Source organism: Haloarcula pellucida, from assembly GCF_014647235.1.
In the GTDB taxonomy this organism is placed as follows: Archaea; Halobacteriota; Halobacteria; order Halobacteriales; family Haloarculaceae; genus Haloarcula; species Haloarcula pellucida.
Window position 1 is genome coordinate 119,445 of the sequence record NZ_BMOU01000007.1, and the last position, 18,337, is coordinate 137,781.

Consider the following 18,337-nt stretch of genomic DNA (forward strand, 5'->3'; position numbering starts at 1 on the left):
AATCCTTATGTAGTGCTGTTGCAAGAGGTTTCTCCGTGAACGAGTTGACAAAGACGGCGCTGAAGACGATAAAGTTGGACGTTCAAACGCAATAATCACAGCACGATACAAATCATGGTACTCGCACCACTGCAGACGTCACCGGAAACGCTCGAAACGTTGGTCACGGGAGTGAACCTCCTGTGGGTACTGGTGGTAACGTTCCTCATCTTCTTCATGCACGCCGGCTTCGCCATGCTCGAGGCGGGGCAGGTACGCTCGAAGAACGTAGCGAACCAACTGACGAAGAACCTCCTGACCTGGTCGGTCGGTGTGTCGGTGTTCTTCGTCATCGGTGCCGGCATCTCCTCGCTCGTCGGTGGCGGCGGCTTCTCGCCGGCCTTCGTCGCCGAGAACCCGAACGACTGGGTCGGTTGGTTGTTCGGCGCCGTTTTCGCGATGACGGCGGCGACCATCGTCTCGGGGGCGGTGGCCGGCCGCGCGAAACTCCGCGCGTACATCACCTACACGTTCCTGCTGGCCGCGGTCATCTACCCTGTCGTCACGGGTATCACGTGGGCGGGGTCGTACATTAGCTTCGGCGGCGCGACCTTCCACGACTTCGCGGGCGGCATGATCGTCCACGGCATGGGCGGCATCGCCGGCCTCACCGCCGCCTACGTCCTCGGCCCGCGCATGGGTCGCTACAACGAGGACGGCTCCGCGAACGTCATCCCCGGTCACTCGCTTACCTTCGCCGTGCTGGGGACGCTCATCCTCGCGTTCGGCTGGTACGGCTTCAACGTCGGCACCGCCGCGAGCGTCTTCGTCTTCACTGACGGCTCGCTCCAGCTCGGCGCGTTCTCCTACGTCGGTCGCGTCGCCATGACGACGACCATCGCGATGGCCGCCGGTGCCATCGGCGCCGCCGCCGTTGCGTGGGCCAAGACCGGCAAGGTCGACACGCTGTACGTCGCCAACGGCCTGCTCGCGGGCCTCGTCGGCATCACCGCGATTCCGGACACCACCAGCTGGTGGGGCGCCTTCCTCGTCGGCGGCCTCGCGGGTGCACAGCTCCCGCTCGTGTTCAACTTCATCGAGAAGCGCCTGAAGATAGACGACGTCTGTGCGGTGTTCCCGGTCCACGGGAGCGCCGGCGTGCTGGGGACGCTCATGTTCCCCTTCGTCGCGGCCGAGGCACCCGCGGGCGGTATCGTGAACGCGTTCATCGCGCAGGTCATCGGCGTGGTCGCTATCGCCGCGTGGACTATCGTCGCGACGGCCGCGGTGTGGGGCATCCTCAAGGCCATCGGACAGGCCCGCGTCACGCCCGAACACGAACAGGAAGGCCTCGACGTCAGCGAACACGGCGTCGAAACCTACCCCGAGTTCGGCTCCGGTGACAGCGTGGTCGCCGACGGTGGCATGGTGAGTGAGAACGTGCGTACTGACGGAGGTTCCAAAGATGACTGAAGACACTGACATCAAGATGGTTGTCGCAATGGTTCGGCCGGACAAACTCGGAGACGTCAAGCAGGCGCTCGCGGAAGTGGGCGCGCCCTCGCTGACAGTCACCAACGTCTCCGGACGCGGTTCACAGCCCGCAAAGAAGGGCCAGTGGCGCGGCGAGGAGTACGTCGTCGACCTCCACCAGAAGGTCAAGATAGAGACCGTCGTCGCGGACATCCCCGCCGACGACGTCGTCGAGGCCATCGCCGACGGTGCCCACACCGGCGAAAAGGGCGACGGCAAGATATTCGTCCTCCCGGTCGACGACGCCTATCAGGTCCGAACAGGCAAGACGGGCCCAGAGGCAGTCTGAGCGGCGCGCGATGGTCGACGACATCGACAGACAAGTCGTCAACGCCTTGCTCCGGGACGGTCGGGCGAGCGCCCGTGACGTCGCCGCCGAAACCGGCGTCGCTGCCACGACCGTCTCGCGACGGATGGACCAACTGGTCGAATCCGGCGTCATCGAGGAGTACACGGCCCAAATCGACTATCAGGAGCTTGGCTACGAGGTCACCGCCGTCTTCCAGTTGTCGGTCGACGGCAGCGGCCTCATGGCCGTGACCGAGCGCCTGCGCGACCTGAAGAACATGGTCGCGGTGTACGAGGTCACCGGTAGCCACGACATCGTCGCGGTCGGGAAGTTCCGCGATACGAACGACATGAACGCCCGCATCAAGGACCTGCTCACGGATCCGGACATCGAGAGCGCGGCCACCTCGGTCGTGTTGAACACCGTCCGCGAACACGAGCAGTTCCCGGTCGACGACGCCGACGCGTAGTCGGTCCACCGGGCACGCTTTTCCATCCGTTTGCTAACGGCGCGGTTCAGAACGCGTTCGGCACCGCTCTGAGCGTCGTTCCGGCTACAGGAAAGAATTACCAACAGGTATAGTACTATATTTTTCAATATATATGGGTGGAGCATGCGTGAGTCGACGACACGTCGGGACGTTCTGCGGTCGGCCGCAGCGAGCGGCGCGCTCGCGGGACTGACTGGCTGTCTCGGGGGCGGCGGGGCACAGACGGAGACACCGGCCGAGAACACCGCGTTCGCGAGCTATCCGGTCGGTGAGGAGACGGTCACGTTCGGGGCCACTGTCCCGCAGTCGGGCCCGTTCGGGCCCGACGGCAAGGACCAGCGTCGCGGGTTCGAACTGGCGGTCGCGCACGTAAACGAGGGCGGTGGCTGGGTCGACGCGGACCTGTTCGGTGCGCTCGACGGCGATGGACTCCGCGGCCGAACCGTCGAGGCGGCCGTCGGCGACACGAAGTCGTCGCCGTCGACGGCGGCGACGGTCGGGCAGGAACTCATCGACCGCGAGGGTGCGATAATGGTCGCCGGCGGCGGGTCTACCAACACCGCGAAGAAACTGCTCGACGTGTGCCAGCCCCGGGGCGTCGTCCACATGCTCGGGTTCGCTCCGGGCACGAACGTCACCGGCACCGACTGTCGCCGCTATGGCTTTCAGGAGATGTACAACGCGACGATGGCCGCCAACGCGCTGGCGCCGGTCCTGACAGCGCGGTTCGAGGGCCGCACCGACTTCTACCAACTGCACGCCAGTTCGGACTACGGGTACACGCAGGCCGACCAGTTCAGACAGCGGATGCAAGACGAAAACTGGAACGAGACGGGGACGACGGAGACCCGCGTCGGCACCGAGAACTACGAGTCCCAGTTGTCGGCGGCGGCCGACACCGACCCGGACGTGGTCGTGTTGAACTACCGCGGTATCGACGGCGCAAACGCCGTCCAGCAGGCCGAGCAGATACTCGGGACGGACGTCACGGTGGTAGTCCCCATCCTGAGTCGGAGTCTGGCGTCGTTCGCCGGGTCGGCTATCGAGGGCGTCCTCGGGACCATCGCGTGGGACCAGAGCATCGACACCCCGCTCTCGAACAGTCTCGCCGAGAGCTACCGCGCCGAGTACGGCTCGCTCCCGTCCGATCAGGCCCAGCTGGCGTACGGTCAGACCCTGCAGTACGCGGCGGCCGTCGAACGGGCCGGCACGTTCCGTCCGCCGGACGTGGTCAAGCAACTGGAAGGTGCCACCTACGCGATGGGGATGGGAAGCGAGACGATGCGTGCCTGCGACCATCAGGCCATCCGTCCGGTGCCCATCGTCGAGGGGCTGCCAGCCAGCGAACAGACCGAGACGCGGCGGTACGAGTTCGTCGACGTGACCCGGGACGCGGCCTACGGCTGTGAGGAGTACCCCGCGAGCAACTGCTACGACCTCGGCCCGTACGTCCCCGGCGAGGAGTGAGGTGGCATCCGTCGGGGGCGGTGCCAGCCTCGCCGTGCGGTGGCGTTAAGCCGGTCGCGCCGTTCGAAGGCGTATGGGCCTGCAAGTCGACGTGCGGAAACTCGACCTCTTCAACCAGATGGCCAAAGAGGGGTCGGGGACCGTCGCTGACAACCTCGGCCAACTGACTGGCCTGAACGCGTCGGTACACACGTCACAGATCAACTTCCTCGACATCGCGGACGTGAAAACGCACATCGGGACCGAGAAACGGGTCGGCATCTTCGTCGAACTGAACGAACCGCCCTACGGCTACGTCCTCTTCATGCTCGATCCGGCCGACAGCAAACGGCTGGCCGGGGCGATGATGGGCGGGATGGGCGACCCCAGCGAGGGCAGCGGCTTTTCCGACATGGAACAGTCGGCGATGCAGGAGATAGGCAACATCATGACCTCGGCGTTCATCGACGGGTGGGCGAACGTGCTGGATACGACCATCGACATGGGAACGCCGAACTTCGTGTTCGGCCCCGCGAGCGGCATCGTCGACAAGATGGGCGGGTGGCCCGAGTCCGAACTCGTCTTCGTCATCGACTCCCAGATAACCGTCGAGGACGGCGACCTCGGGATGACCGTCTACACGTTCCCGGAACTCGAATCGCTCGTCTCGCTCATCCAGAACATCGACCTCGATACGGACGTAGCCGCGGACACGAACGCGGGCGACGTCCTGTAGTCAGTCCACGAGATACTGCTCACCCCAGTCCTGTAAGGCCTCGATAGCCGGAGCCAGCGCCTCGCCGTCGTCGGTCAGCGAGTACTCGACGCGGACCGGGCGGTCGTCGACGACGGTTCGGTCGACGACCGCTGCCGCTTCGAGGTCGGCGAGCGTCTCCGAGAGGACCTTGTTGGTGATAGCGCCGACGTCGTCGGCCAGTTCGCCGAACCCCAGCGGCCCGCGTGCGAGCAACCGGTGGACGACGACGGGATGCCACTTGTGACCCAACACGTCCACGGCACAGGTCAGCCCACACCACGGGTCGTCGGCACACCACGACGCCGCACAACTGGTGTCCGAACGCGGTTCGCTCATACCGTCACTACGCCGGCCAGAGGCCAAAAGGGCGGTGGCGGGTTTCCACACGGTAACCCGGTTCCCTGTGGCGTACAGCCGTTTTAGGCCCCCTCGTAGCCACGGCACAGACGTGCACGTCGACATCGAGTACTGTGTCCCCTGTGGACTCCGTGACCACGCTATCGACCTCCAGACAGCCCTGCTCGACGAGTACGGCCGTGACCTCGACGGCGTCCGTCTGACGCCGGACCACGGCGGCGTCTTCCGGGTAGCCGCCGACGGCGAGACGGTCTGGGACAAGGACGAGGAGGGCAGCATCGACGTCGACGCGATAGTCTCCCGCATCGGCGAGTGACAACGCCCAACTGGCCGGCCCACCCACGTCGCGGCGTGTCCCTCACCGACGTCGTCGAAGACTACCTGTTGGGGTGGGTGCTGCTCGCCGTCGCCGTCGGCGTCACCCTCCCGGAGGTGGCCGTCGTCACGCGGGCCGCCACGCCGATTCTCGCGGTGATGGTCGGGAGCGTCTCGCTGACGCTGTCGGCCGACCGCTTCCGGGCCATCGACCCGCGACCGTTGACGGCGACGCTCCTCGCACACCTCGCGATGCCGATAGTGGCGTTCGGCCTCGCGCGAGCCTTCTCGCTCTCCCCGGCCCTGACGGTTGGGTTCGTCCTGCTGGGCGCGGTAACGCCGGAACTCGTGACGCCGACGATGACCGAACTGGCCGGCGGCAACACCGCGCTGTCGTCGGTCGTCCTCGTCGTCGCGGGCGTCGGGAGTACGGTCGTCGTCCCCGTCGCTACGGGCCTGTTCGCCGGCGGCGTCACCGTCGAGACGTGGCCCATCGTCGAGCAGTTGCTCGTCGCCGTCGTCGGGCCGATGGCGCTGGCTATCGCCGTCCGTGCGCGATACCCGGCGCGCGTCGCGGCACACGAGGGCGACTACCCGGCCGTCTCGGCGGTGATGGTCGTCCTCATTATCGGTGGCGTGACCGGGGCCAACGCGGCGCTCCTGCGAAGCGACTACGCGGCCGTCGCACTCGTCGGCGTGGGGGCGCTGGCACTCAACGGCGCTGGCTACGGTCTCGGGTGGCTCGCGACGACCGGCAGCGACCGCCCGGTCCGTATCGCCGGTGCACTGTCGGTGGGGATGCGTGACTTCGCCGTCGCGGCGGCGCTGGTCGTCACCGCGGGGTTCCCGCCGGACGCCGCGCTCCCGGCCGTCGTCTTCGGCGTCGTCGAGATGGCGACGAGCGCGGGGCTCGCGCGGTGGCTCTGAGTCACGAGCGACGGAACGCAAAACGAACCGACGGAGCGACAATGGACACGAGCAGTGCTCCGTCGGGGTGCCGGAGTTCGGACCGGCGGCCGCACACCGTAGCTCACGAGGCCGTCGTACGGCCTCGCGCTACTCTATGAGTTCCGGTGCGGCGTCGTAGGCCACCTCCTGCGGTCGGGAATCCGCCGATTGTGCGTTGTCCTCGCGCTGTTCTGGCATGGTCAGTCGTCCGCCGATAGCGGTTCGCCGCTGGCGTCCGTCGGGGCCGGGCTCTCGCCGTCGTCGAAGGGGTACCACGACTGCTTGCCGTCGGCCAGACAGGGGTCGGTGTACCCCTCGACCTCCTCGGGTTCGGCGAGTTCGACGATGGTCTCGTGACCGGTGGCGTCGACCCACTCGCTGAAGGTCTGGCCCTCCGAGCGCAGCGCCGCGTACGCCTCCACGATGTTGGCTATCATGCCGGGTACCTCGTCGGCGGGCACGCGCTGGCGCACCCACTCGATGAACGTGGGGTCCTCGCCCATGCCGCCGCCGACGCCGACGTCCATCGCCTCGACCATCTCGCCGTCCTTCCGGGCGCGCATCCCCTGCAGGCCGATGTCGGCAGTCATCGCCTGCCCGCAGTCGGCCGTACAGCCCGAGAAGTGCATCTTGATGCGGTCCACGTCGTCGGGCACGTCGACGTTGTCGCCAAGCCATCGCAGGAGGCGGGCCATCCGCGCTTTCGTCTCCGTGAGCGCGAGCGAGCAGAACTCCGTCCCGGTACAGGCCATCGCGCCCTGCACGAACGGGTTCGGTTCCGGCGAGTACGTATCGAGGAGCGGTTCGTTCAGCAGGTTCGCGAGGTTCCCGTCTGGCACGTCCATGATGAGCGGGTTCTGCCGGCGGGTCAGTCGCACCTCCCCGGAGCCGTAGGCGTCGGCGAGGTCGGCCAGTTCGATAGCGTCTTCGGCGGGCATGCGCCCGACCGGGACCGAGAGGCCGACGTAGTTCTTGTCGTCTTTCTGGTCGTAGACGCCGACGTGGTCGTGGGCGCCGTACTCGGTCCGTTTGCCGGCGTTGTAGCTGTACTCGCCGCGGAAGTCCGTCCCGGCGGTCTCGAACTCGAAGTCGAGGCGGTCGTCCAGTTCCTCGCGGATGGCGTCGGTCCCGTGTTCGTCGACGAAGAACCGAGCGCGGTTTTTCGAGCGGTTCTGTCGGTTCCCCTCGTCGTGGTAGAACTCGACGAACGCCCGGACCGTCTCGACGGCGTGTTCCGGACGGACGAACAGGTCCAGCGGACGCGCCTCGCGCGGTTCGCGGCCGCCGAGGCCGCCGCCGACGCGGACGTTGAACCCCTCGGTCTCCTCGCCGTCGATTATCTTGTGGGCCGGTTCGAGGCCGATGTCGTTGATGGCGTCCTGCGCACAGCCCTGTCGGCACCCCGACACCGAGATGTTGAACTTCCGCGGCATGTTCGCGAGGTCGTCGTCCCCGCGGATGGTCTCCTGAATCTCGTCTAAGATGGGACGGGACTCGACGTACTCCTCGGCCTTGCCGGCGACGGGACAGCCGGAGATGTTGCGCATCGTGTCCCCGCCCGCGGAGCGAGAGGAGACGCCGACGGCTTCGAGTTTCTCCCATATCTCGGGGATGTCTTCGAGTTTCAGCCAGTGCAGTTGGATGGACTGCCGGGTCGTGAAGTCGACCCACCCGTTACCGAACTCGGGGTTCTCTGCGGGACCTCTCGCGTAGTCGCGGGCGACTTCGCCGATGGCCCGCAGCTGGTCGGGCTCTAAGATACCGCCACAGTTGGTGAGTCGCATCATGAAGTACGACTCCTGCCCGCCGCGGTGGTGGAACACGCCCCAGAACTTGAACCGCGAGAACCACGCCTCGCGCTCGTCCTCGGGGATGGACTCCCAACCGTTCTCGGCAAACTCCTCTAGCTTTTCGCGGACCTCGTCGCCGTACAGTTCGCCTTTGACGTCCTCTTTTTTGTGCGCCATCGTCAGATCGCCTCAGTTACGGAGTATCGTATGTTTTTATCGTTCATTAGTATTCGAACGTACGCTAATTTACGATAGAAGCGTGTACATGGATGACTAAAACTCTAATCGTTGAATAAATCCAAAACCACGGGGTGCCACCGGACGCCCGTCCAGAATTAAGCCATCTGGGAGGTGTTTAATGGGTCTAAGGTCGAGGGCGGTCGAGACCCGAAAACCAGCAGACTGCGGCCCGGTTCCGTGAGCCTCGACCGCGACGTGGCTGTCACGTCGACCGTGACTCGGCGGCCCGCAGGCCGGCGCGGGTGTCGACGTCGCTGACGGCACGCGCCGGCGCGGGACCGGGCACGACCGTCATCGACAGGCGGTCGAGCATGTCTCTGAGCGCACCGGACCCGAGTCCGAGAGTCGTATCCGCGGCCTCGATGACGGCCCGCGTGTGGTACACGGCCGCCAGCGGTCGGAGGCGCCCGCCGATACGCGGAACGGCCCCGTCGCCCTCGCTGGCCTCGAACAGCCGTTCGGCCAGCAGCGGTCGGACGAACGGCATGTCACAGGCCGTGACGAACGTCTCCCGCCCGCGGGCGACCCGACAGCCAGCGCGGACGCCAGCGACCGGACCGCCGTCGGGAACGGGGTCGACGGCGAGGCGGTAGTCGTGACCGGTCAGCGCGTCGTCGATGGCTGTGCGCTGTCCGCGACGGCAGTTGACCACCACCTCGTCGACGGCCGGTTCGATGCGGTCGACGACGCGGCGGACGAGCGGCGTCCCGTCGAGTTCGGCGGTCGCCTTGTCTCTGGCACCGAAGCGGGTGGAGTACCCACCCGCGAGGACGACGCCACTGCGCATCAGTCGTCCCCGGACGCCACCGTCTCCGTCGCGTTGGTGCTACCGACGAAGCCGGCCGTGTTGGCGACTTTCGCGATTTCGGGGCGGAACACCCACGCGGCCAGCAATACGATCGGGATCATCGTGACGGCGGCCACGGAGTAGCCCAGGTGGAGGTTCGCGAGCCACGGGGCCGAGTAAAACAGCGGATAGACGATGCCGCCGACGGTCCCGACACCACCGACGACGCCCGCGACGGCACCGGAACTGTTGGGGAACATCGCGGGCACCTGTGCGAAGATGGATCCCTCGGCGAACGCACACGCCGTCCCGACGAGAAAGCCCACGACGACCGCGTTCATGAGGACGCCCGAGAGGCCGGCGAGCGTCATGCCGAACATGGTCACGACGACGAGACACAGCGAGACGAACGTCCACTGTTCGCGGTAGCGGCCCTCGAAGAACGGCAGGATGTCCATCTCCTTGCGGGCCAGCACGTCGCTGACGTAGCCGCCGATGGGGCGGAGCAGGCCGGCCGCAATAGAGAACGTGGCGGCGAACGTACTCGCGATGACGAGGTTGTCCTGATTGAACGCTTCGCGGTAGTAGGTGGCGAGCCACCCGTTCATCGACAGTTCGAGACCGAAGGTCATGACGTAGGCGAGTGCGAGGACGACCGTCCCGTAGCGAGTGGCGGTGTGTATCCAGTCCTTGAAGCTCGCGTTGTCCTTGGTCGCCTGACGCTTCTCCTCGGTCTTTGCGGCCTCACCGAGCGTGTAGTACGCGACGGCGAGACCGATAGAGACGATGCCGGTATAGAAGAAGGCGGCCCGCCAGTTCGTCGAGAACAGCGGCCCGCTCCAGCCACTCCCGAACACGCGCGGGAGGACGAGCGCACCGCCCGCGGCCCCGGCGTTCCCGACGCCGGCGTAGATGCCCTCGGCGAGGCCGAGGTTCTCCTCTTCCCACCACTCGGCGACGTGCTGGATGCCGATGACGAACGTGATGCCCGCCGTCGCGACGATGATGCGCGTCACGAAAAACAGCGAGTACGTCTCGATGAACGCACTGGCCATCGAGAACACGCCGACGTACGCCAGCACGATGGCGAAAATCGTCGGGGCGCCGAACTTATCGGAGAGCCAGCCAGTCAGCATACGGCCAAACGGCGCCATCCAGATGGCCGAACTCGCGAGGATACCGATTTCGGCCGTCGTCAGCCCGAACTCCTCGGCCATCGGTCCCGTGAAGGGCGCGAAGGAAAACCAGATGAGAAAGGAGAAGTTGAACCCGATGGTCGCGAGCAACAGCGTCCGGTACTTCGTCATCTTGATCAGCCCCATAGGACCACCTCCGGCGGAGCGACCGGGTGTACACCATGTACATTCATTGACGACTGTTCGTCCATCGAATCGGTGTTATTCTGGATGTGTGACCACATCATCACAGATTATCCGAATGTACCAGTACCTAATAACCGTAATCGTTGACGAGCGTGAATTTCGGTCGCCTCCGTTTGGACGGGTGGCCAATCTGCAATCGGATATTCTCACCTTAAGGACGTATTCCGTCCACCAGCCGCGGGGAAAATCTGACATCTGCGAAGAAAACCGCGACACCCGCTGAGAAGATGTGTCACCCGTCCGGATCACACGACAACCGGCCGCCGCGGGCGAACAGCGGCCACGTCTGGACTGTCCACCGATTCCGTGGTCGAAGCCGTGCCGGTGGCGCTGTCCCCTGTGAGACGACGACGGACGCGGTCGTCACGACTGCTGAGAGGACTCCGAGAAGAGCGCCCGCCGGGCTCAATCGTCCGCTTCGACGACCATGTCCGTCGCGTCGGACGCCTCGGGCGCGACGAGACGGACGGCACACTGCTTGAAGTGTGGTTCCTTCGACTGCGGGTCCCGTTCGGAGAGCGTCAGGCGGTTGGTCGCCGGGTGGTGGATGGGGAGCCACACCATCCCGCGCGGGACGCCTTCGTCTTCGTCGACGAGGACCGTCGCGGACCCGCGTCGGGAGGTCACCGTCAGGCGGTCGTCGACCACGCGGTCGGCGTGGGCCGCGACCGTCTCGGGGTGGAGACGGGCCACGAGGTCACCGGCGGCACCGCCGCGCGAGCGGACGCCCGTGTTGTACCCGTCGGCCTCGCGGGCGGTGGTCAGGGTCAGCGGGTAGTCGTCGTCGGTCGGTTCCGGCAGGTCGCCCTGCCGCCCGGTCGAGAACTGGGCGTTGCCACTCGCGGTGGGGAACGCCCACGACTCCGCGCCGCCCGCCTCGGTCTCGTAGTACCGGTAGCCGCCGGCGCTCTCCTCGTCGGGCGCGGGCCAGCGGACGGCGTGCGCCTCGTCTAAGCGGTCGTAGGTGATTCCCGAGCAGTCCGCGACGGTACCCTCGGTGAGCGCGGCGAATTCGTCGAAGACGTCGCTCGGGTCCGGCGAGGTAGCGTCGAAGAGGGCAGGGAACAGGCGCGAGCCGATAGTGGCGACGATATCGAGGTCCTGTCGGACGCCGCTGGGGACCTCCGTCGCCGCCCTGACCCGCGAGATAGTCCGCTCCATGTTCGTCGTCGTCCCGTCGGACTCGCCCCACGTCGCCGCGGGCAACACCACGTCGGCCAGTCGAGTCGTCTCCGTGTGGAAGGCGTCCTGTGCGACGAGGAAGGTGTCTTCGAGCGTCTCGCGGGCGCTGTCGGCGTCGGGCATCCCCGCGACGGGGTTCGTGGCGACGGCCCAGACGGCCTCGGGTTCGGTTTCGAGCATCCCGACCGGCCCCGGGCCGGGGTCGTCGGGCAGCCGGTCGACCGGTACGTCCCACGCGTCGGCGACCAGTCGGCGGTGGTCCGGGTCGCCGAAGGCGCGCTGGCCGGGCCACGACCCCTTCGAGGAGCAGACCCGCGTCCCCATCGAGTTGGCCTGTCCGGTGAGCGAGAACGGGCCGCCGCCGGGTCGGAGGTTGCCCGAGGCCAGCGTGAGGTCGACGAGTGCGCGGGCCGTCTCGGTGCCCTGTACGTGTTGGTTGATGCCCATGCCCCAGTACAGCAGGGCACGGCGGTCCATCGCGTCGGCCAGCAGGTCTACCTCTTCCATCGCGACGCCGGCCTCCTCGGCCGCCTCGGCGGCGGTCGGCAGCGTCGCCAGCAACTCCTCGAAGCCGTCGGTCGCCTCGGTGACGAACGCCTCGTCGACGCGGTCGGTCTCGACCAGTCGCGCGAGGACGGCCCGCGCCAGCGCGAGGTCCTTGCCGGGGTCGGGTGCGACGTGGTGGTCGCTATTCTCGGCCGTCTCCGAGCGGATGGGGTCGACGGTGAGGAGTTCGACGCCCTCGGCGTCGGCCGCCTGTCGAATCCAGCGGAACATCACGGGGTGGGCGACGGCGGGGTTGGCCCCCCAGACGACGTGTCGGTCGGCGTCCTCGATGTCGGCGTAGGTACATGGCGGGGCGTCGCTGCCGAAGGCCTGATAGTACGCCGTCACGGCGCTGGCCATACACAGCGTCGTGTTGGCGTCGTACATCCGGGTGCCGAAGCCGCCGCGAGCGACCTTCCCCAGGGCGTAGGCGGCCTCGTTGGTCTGCTGGCCGCTCCCGAGGACGGCGACCGAATCGGGGTCGGTCTCGTGGGCCTCGCGCAGGCCCTCGACGGCGCGGGCGAGCGCCACGTCCCACGTCGTCTGGCGCAACTCGCCGTCGTCACGGACCATCGGCCGCGTGAGCCACTGGCCGTCGGGGTCGCGACTCTCCTGAATGCCGCGAGCACAGGCCAGTCCTTGATTGACCGGGTGGGCGGCGTCGCCGCGCACCGTGTCGATACCGTACCCGACGTCGGCGGCCCGGTGCATGTGCCCGCATCCGACCGCACACCGCATACACGTCGTCGGGACCCAGTCGCTCATGCCACACCACGCCCCCGACAGGCGCACGACCGTCCGTCGAGCGCCGGATTATACGCACGTTCGGCAAACATATCTCTGCTTAGATGCATGGACACCCAACACAAAACGCTATCTCTTGACGAAGTTGTATCCGATACGTGATTCGAACAGCATTCGTCCAGTAGTCACGACCCGAACGGCGTGACCCGTCAGGTTCTTTCTGACAGCGTTCGAACCCCGCGCCATGAACCACGAACAGTCGCGAGCGCTGTACGACCGCGCGCTGTCGGTCATGCCGGGTGGCGTCAACTCATCGGTCCGGGCCGTCCGCCCGTACCCCTTTTTCGTCCAGAAGGGCGACGGCGGCCACGTCGTCGACGCCGACGGCAACCGCTACATCGACTTCGTGATGGGCTACGGCCCACTGCTACTGGGCCACGACATGCCCGAACAGGTCCAGTCCGCGGTCCAGCAACGCGCCGCCGAGGGACCGATGTACGGCGCGCCCACCGAAGTCGAAGTCGAACTCGCGGAGTTCGTCACCCGCCACGTCCCCAGCGTCGAGATGGTTCGGTTCGTCAACTCCGGGACGGAGGCCACCGTCTCCGCCGTGCGACTCGCGCGTGGCTACACCGGCCGGGACAAGATCGTCGTGATGCAGAGCGGCTACCACGGCGCACAGGAGTCCACGCTCGTCGAGGGCGAGGGCGACCACACCGCCCCCTCCAGTCCGGGCATCCCCGAGAGCTTCGCCGAACACACGCTGACGGTGCCGTTCAACGACCCCGACGCCGCCCGCGACGTGTTCGACGAACACGGCGACGACATCGCCGCCGTCCTCACCGAACCCATCCTCGGGAACTACGGCATCGTCCACCCCATCGACGGCTACCACGAGACCCTCCGGGGCCTCTGTAACGACCACGGCTCGCTGCTCATCTTCGACGAGGTCATCACCGGGTTCCGCGTCGGCGGCCTCCAGTGCGCGCAAGGGAAGTTCGACATCGAACCGGACATCACGACGTTCGGCAAAATCGTCGGCGGCGGGTTCCCCGTCGGGGCCATCGGCGGCAAGAGCGAGATCATCGAGCAGTTCACGCCCGCCGGCGACGTGTTCCAGTCCGGCACCTTCTCCGGCCACCCCGTGACGATGGCCGCGGGGCTTGAGACGTTGCGGTATGCGGCCGAACACGACGTATACGACCACGTGAACGGACTGGGCGAGCGGATGCGCTCGGGCCTGCAGGACATCCTCGAAGATCAGGCCCCCGAGTACACCGTCGTCGGGACGGACTCGATGTTCAAGGTCGTCTTCACCCGTGACGGCCCCGATACCTTCGAAGGTCACTGTGAGGCTGGCTGTCAGCAGCGGCCCGAGTGCCCCCGTTACGACCACTGCCCGAAGGACGGCGGCGACGTGAAACAGGCCGAGACCGAGCGGTGGGAGCGACTCTTCTGGCCCGCGATGAAAGAGCGGGGCGTCTTCCTGACGGCGAACCAGTTCGAGTCACAGTTCATCTGTGATGCCCACACAGCGGAAGACGTAGACGATGCCCTCGAAGCCTACAAAGAGGCGATATGAAGTGAGCGACGACGACATCGCGCTCTCGGAGAAGCGGATGTACGGGGAGAAACGGCCGGAGACCCACGCCTACGTCGCGTCGGGCCTCGGAGTCACGCGCGTCGAGACGGCCGGCGGACAGGTCGGCCGGTTCAGTCTCGAAGAGCGCTGTACCGCCCGCGACGTCGCCGGGGCCAACGGCGAGGTGGCCGTCGCCACCGACGAGTCCGTGCTGGTCTCGACGGCCGACGGGTTCGCACCGACGGGGTTCGGGCCGGCGACGGCCGTCGGCTACGACGCCGATGGACTCCTCGCGGCGGGCGGCGGCCGGGTCGCACGCTACGCCGACGGCGCGTGGCGTGACCTCGGCGCCGTCGAGGATGTCCGGGCCATCGACGGGGGCCTGCTGGCGGCGGCCGACGGCGTCTACCGCCTACCGGACTGTGAGCGTCTCGGCCTCGCGGACGTGACGGACGTGGCACCGGGCTACGCCGCCACCGCCGACGGCCTCTACGCCCTCGACGACGGCGCGTGGGTCGAGGTGCGGTCGGGCCGCCACGGCGCAGTGGCGAGCGACGACACCCGTACACACGCCGCCGACGACGACGGCCTCTCCGAACTGGTCGACGGCGACTGGCGGGCGTGTGACCTCCCCGTGCGCGAACGGGTCGTCGACGTGACCTACGGCACGGACACCTACGCCATCACCGAGAACGGCACCTTCCTCGTGGACACCGACGACGAGGCCACCGCGGACGGCCGCGGCGGGTGGCGACAGCGCTCGCTGGGCGTCCCCGACGTCGTCGGCGTCGCCGTGGCCTGACCACCCGGCTTTCTGTCGGCGCGACAACCCGGGGTTCGGCCGGTGACACAGCCAGCAAGGGACAGCAGTCGACACAGCCGACCGGGTGGGACTGAAAGGGGCGACGCGCTCGGCGAAGCACGCCGACGCAAGCACTGGACTGAGCGAGCGACGGAAGCGCATGGTTCGAAAGAGCGCCGCTCTTTCGTCATCTCGAAAATCTCTGATTTTCGGTGACAGCGAGGCGCGCGAGTCGAACGCGTCGGGGCTTTCCGGCGGTTGGTCCCGAATGCGCCAGTGCGTGCCGTACGCACACCTTCGAGCCCCGGAATCGAAAAGTGGTTTAGCCCGGCCGGCTACCCCTCGCACATGATTATCCCCGGGGCCGACACACAGGCGTTTGCCGCGGCGCTGGCCAACGCCACCGACGAGCGACTGGGGCGGGTCGAGTACGAACAGTTCGCCGACGGCGAGCACGTCGTCCGCCTGCCCGAGTCCGTCGCGGGCGAGCGCGCCGTCGTCGTCGCCTCCACCGTCGACAGCGACGCGCACGTGCAGGTGCTCCAGTTGCAGGACGCGGCCCGCGAAGCCGGGGCCAGCGAAGTGGTGACCGTCCTCCCGTACATGGGCTACGCGCGACAGGACGAGGCGTTCCGCACGGGCGAACCGGTCTCCTCGCGGGCGATAGCGCGGGCCATCTCGACGGGCACCGACCGCGTGATCACGGTAAACCCCCACGAACCGTCGGTCTGTGACTTCTTCGACGTGCCGACGGCCCACGTCGACGCCGCGGGCCTCCTCGCGGACCCGCTTCCCGACGCGCTCGAAGGCCCGCTCTTTCTCTCGCCCGACGAGGGTGCCATCGACCTGGCCGTCACGGCCCGCGACGCCTACGGCGAGGGCGAGACGGACTACTTCGAGAAGGACCGCGACTACGACAGCGGCGACATCGAGATCACGCCCAGCGACGCCGACGTGGCGGGCCGCGACGTGGTACTCGTCGACGACATCATCGCGACGGGGTCGACGATGAGCGAGTCCGTCGAGGTGTTGATGAACCGAGACGCGAACCGCGTGTTCGTCACCTGCGTCCATCCGATGCTGGCGAGCAACGCCCTGACGAAGCTCTCTGCGGCCGGCGTCGAGGCCGTCTACGGCACCGACACGCTGGAGCGCGCGGTCAGCGAGGTCAGCGCCGCCCCCGTCGTCGCCGCGGAACTCTGAGTCACCACGCCGCGAGTCCGGCCCGGCCGTGTCGGACCGTGAGGATGCCCAGAAACGCCGCGACGCCGGTGAACGCCGACGCCGCGCCCAGATAGAACACCCACTCCATGCCGACGTTCGTCGTGAGCCACCCGCCCGCCAGCGGCGCGAGGACCGCCCCGGGCCGCCAGACCAAATCGCGGACGCCGAAACTGGAGGCGACGCCGCTGTCGCTCCCCTCGTCGGCGAACAGCGCCATGCTCGCGGGTTCGCGAATCGAGTCGGCCACCCCGAGGAGACCGTTCAGGGCCACGAGGGGGAGAAACGCCGGGGAGAGGTTCCCGAAGTAGGGGAACACCGACGGGAGGCCGAGCGCCGACCCGATGGCCGGCGTGAACGGGACGACGAGCGCCACCAGCCCGTAGCAGAGCCCGCCGACGAAGACGAACCGGGCGCGGCCGAACTCGTCGGAGAGGCGTCCGGTGTAGGGTTGGGCGAGCATATTCGTGAACTTCTCGGCGGCGAGGACGACGGCGACGGCCGTCGCGCCGTGTACCGCCGCGTTGTACCCCAGTCCCCCGCGAGCGGCCGCCACGCCGGCGAAGATGGGTACCCACGTCCGGACGAGCGTCACGGCGACGGCGTACTGGGCGCGGAAGCTCGTGATGGTGAGGATGCGGCGGTTCAGCGCGAGGTCGGTGAACGCGAACCCGTCGGTGGTCGTCTCGTCGGGGTCGACCCAGACGAGGACGCCGAGGAAGGCGAGGCCGCTGATGGCCATCAACAGGCCGAACACCGCGTCGAAGCCGAACGTATCGTAGAGGACGCCCGCCGACAGCGACCCACCGATGGCCGCCGCGAACCGCCACGAGTTGGACATCCCGATGGTGTTGCCCCGTTCGCTCTCGCGGGCGAGTTGCCCGACCAGCGCGAGCCCCAGCAGTCCCGCGACGGTGGCGGCGACGCCCTGCAACCCGCGGACGAAGACGAACCCCCAACTGGACCCGACCAGCGGGAACAGGCCGTAGACGGCGGTGGCGAGCGCCAACCCCGCCAGCAGAATCGTCCGCTTGTCGAACCGGTCGCCCAGATACGACACCGGGACGACGGTGCCAGCCTGTGCGAGCGTCAGCCCCGTGGCGAACATCCCGAGGACGAACCCCTGCGGGTCCAGCAGGTCGATGTACGTCGGCAAGAGCGTCAGCAGCGTCACGATACCGAAGGCGTTCGCGAAGCGGGTGAAAAAGAGCGCCTGCAGTTGCCGTCGTTGTGTCACTGCTCGGTAGCAGTCTGTTCCCCACGAAACACGTTACGGTCTGTCGAAGATATAGTCAGAGAGTCGTCGAAAGAAAGGGTAGAGAACGGTCGATCCGCTCAGTTCCCCGGCAGATCGACGGCGCCGACCTGTTGCATGAGGCCGAGCATGTCCGGCTGGACCCACCGTTCGGCTATCTGACCGCCCTCGAACCGGGTGAACACCATGTTCTCTATCTCGACGTCCTCTCCTGTCGGGTCGACGCCCATGAACTCGCCGGTGTGTTTCCCGCTGAGTGTCACTCGCATGGCGACGGTGTCTCCCTCGGCGACGATGTCCTCGACGGACGCCGAGAAGTCCTCGAAAGACTCCCGGATGCCGCGTATCTGTGCTTTCAGGTCCTCGCGGCCGGACACCTCGCCGAGCGGACTGTGGTCGACGACGTCCGGCGTGCAGATGTCGTCGATGAGGTCTACATTCCCCTCGGTCGCGACCTCTTCGGGGAACTGACGCGCGATTCGTTTCTCCTCGTCTAGTGGTGCTGTTGCTGCCATCGGTGTCTCCGTGCGCTCCGTTCGACGCGTCCCCCCGGACTGCGTGACTTCGTAGTGAGCGCTACGGGGAACTACGCCGTGCGAGACGGTAGCATTTGTTACCAGATGCTCCCGAGGGAGGCGACGAAGGGAAGACCGACCGTTTCAGTCGGACGCTTCCGCCGCCGCCGTGGCTCG

17 protein-coding genes are annotated in these 18,337 nt (G+C 67.1%); 10 read left to right on the top strand and 7 right to left on the bottom strand.

Annotated elements, in window-relative coordinates; translation table 11 throughout:
• The first annotated feature begins 114 nt into the window (after positions 1–114).
• The 5 genes from IEY28_RS19025 to IEY28_RS19045 all read left to right on the top strand — a co-directional run bounded on the left by IEY28_RS19025 (position 115) and on the right by IEY28_RS19045 (position 4,473).
• Entirely contained in the window at positions 115–1,452 is a 1,338-nt protein-coding gene (locus IEY28_RS19025; RefSeq protein WP_189001609.1) for an ammonium transporter, read from the top strand.
• Positions 1,445–1,801, top strand: coding sequence for a nitrogen regulatory protein GlnK1 (gene glnK1, locus IEY28_RS19030; RefSeq protein WP_189001611.1), 357 nt, complete (start codon positions 1,445–1,447; stop codon positions 1,799–1,801). The genes IEY28_RS19025 and glnK1 overlap by 8 nt, the downstream gene beginning before the upstream one ends.
• 10 nt (positions 1,802–1,811) lie before the next feature.
• On the top strand, positions 1,812–2,270 hold the full coding sequence (gene lrp, locus IEY28_RS19035) for an HTH-type transcriptional regulator Lrp (protein WP_189001612.1): 459 nt from the start codon (positions 1,812–1,814) through the stop codon (positions 2,268–2,270).
• Between the two features lie 144 nt (positions 2,271–2,414).
• Positions 2,415–3,758 (top strand): ABC transporter substrate-binding protein, encoded by a 1,344-nt coding sequence (locus tag IEY28_RS19040; protein ID WP_189001615.1) that lies wholly within the window; start codon positions 2,415–2,417, stop codon positions 3,756–3,758.
• 73 nt (positions 3,759–3,831) lie between these two features.
• Entirely contained in the window at positions 3,832–4,473 is a 642-nt protein-coding gene (locus IEY28_RS19045) for a chemotaxis protein CheC (RefSeq protein WP_189001617.1), read from the top strand.
• Here IEY28_RS19045 and IEY28_RS19050 read toward each other — a convergent pair whose 3' ends face one another.
• Complete coding sequence (locus IEY28_RS19050) at positions 4,474–4,830, bottom strand: winged helix-turn-helix transcriptional regulator (RefSeq protein ID WP_189001618.1); 357 nt, start codon at positions 4,828–4,830, stop codon at positions 4,474–4,476.
• A 112-nt stretch (positions 4,831–4,942) separates the two neighbouring features.
• On the opposite strand from IEY28_RS19050, the gene IEY28_RS19055 reads away from it, so the two are divergent.
• Together IEY28_RS19055 and IEY28_RS19060 are read left to right on the top strand one after the other, a co-directional pair.
• Positions 4,943–5,167 (top strand): Rdx family protein, encoded by a 225-nt coding sequence (locus tag IEY28_RS19055; protein WP_189001620.1) that lies wholly within the window; start codon positions 4,943–4,945, stop codon positions 5,165–5,167.
• A 35-nt stretch (positions 5,168–5,202) separates the two neighbouring features.
• Positions 5,203–6,093, top strand: coding sequence for a bile acid:sodium symporter family protein (locus tag IEY28_RS19060; protein ID WP_189001623.1), 891 nt, complete (start codon positions 5,203–5,205; stop codon positions 6,091–6,093).
• Between the two features lie 221 nt (positions 6,094–6,314).
• On the opposite strand, the gene IEY28_RS19065 is transcribed toward IEY28_RS19060, so the two are convergent.
• From IEY28_RS19065 to nasA, 4 genes are all read right to left on the bottom strand, one after another.
• A complete protein-coding gene (locus IEY28_RS19065; RefSeq protein ID WP_189001625.1) occupies positions 6,315–8,081 on the bottom strand; it encodes a nitrite/sulfite reductase in 1,767 nt (588 codons plus the stop codon).
• A 265-nt stretch (positions 8,082–8,346) separates the two neighbouring features.
• On the bottom strand, positions 8,347–8,931 hold the full coding sequence (gene mobA / locus IEY28_RS19070; protein ID WP_189001627.1) for a molybdenum cofactor guanylyltransferase: 585 nt from the start codon (positions 8,929–8,931) through the stop codon (positions 8,347–8,349).
• A complete protein-coding gene (locus IEY28_RS19075; protein ID WP_189001629.1) occupies positions 8,931–10,253 on the bottom strand; it encodes an MFS transporter in 1,323 nt (440 codons plus the stop codon). The genes mobA and IEY28_RS19075 overlap by 1 nt, the downstream gene beginning before the upstream one ends.
• A 465-nt stretch (positions 10,254–10,718) precedes the next feature.
• Positions 10,719–12,806, bottom strand: a complete 2,088-nt coding sequence (gene nasA / locus IEY28_RS19080; RefSeq protein WP_189001631.1) for an assimilatory nitrate reductase NasA — start codon at positions 12,804–12,806, stop codon at positions 10,719–10,721.
• 223 nt (positions 12,807–13,029) lie between these two features.
• Here nasA and hemL point away from each other — a divergent pair, with 223 nt between their 5' ends.
• From hemL to prs, 3 genes are all read left to right on the top strand, one after another.
• Entirely contained in the window at positions 13,030–14,367 is a 1,338-nt protein-coding gene (gene hemL, locus IEY28_RS19085; RefSeq protein WP_189001633.1) for a glutamate-1-semialdehyde 2,1-aminomutase, read from the top strand.
• Position 14,368: 1 nt separating this feature from the next.
• On the top strand, positions 14,369–15,169 hold the full coding sequence (locus IEY28_RS19090) for an HVO_0234 family beta-propeller protein (RefSeq protein ID WP_189001635.1): 801 nt from the start codon (positions 14,369–14,371) through the stop codon (positions 15,167–15,169).
• 348 nt (positions 15,170–15,517) lie between these two features.
• A complete protein-coding gene (prs, locus tag IEY28_RS19095; protein ID WP_189001637.1) occupies positions 15,518–16,372 on the top strand; it encodes a ribose-phosphate diphosphokinase in 855 nt (284 codons plus the stop codon).
• Between the two features lies 1 nt (position 16,373).
• Here prs and IEY28_RS19100 read toward each other — a convergent pair whose 3' ends face one another.
• Both IEY28_RS19100 and IEY28_RS19105 read right to left on the bottom strand, forming a co-directional pair.
• On the bottom strand, positions 16,374–17,627 hold the full coding sequence (locus tag IEY28_RS19100) for an MFS transporter (protein WP_189001638.1): 1,254 nt from the start codon (positions 17,625–17,627) through the stop codon (positions 16,374–16,376).
• 98 nt (positions 17,628–17,725) lie between these two features.
• The gene (locus tag IEY28_RS19105; RefSeq protein ID WP_189001640.1) at positions 17,726–18,160 is read right to left on the bottom strand and encodes an ester cyclase; all 435 of its coding nucleotides are present in this window, start codon (positions 18,158–18,160) and stop codon (positions 17,726–17,728) included.
• Positions 18,161–18,337 lie beyond the last annotated feature (177 nt).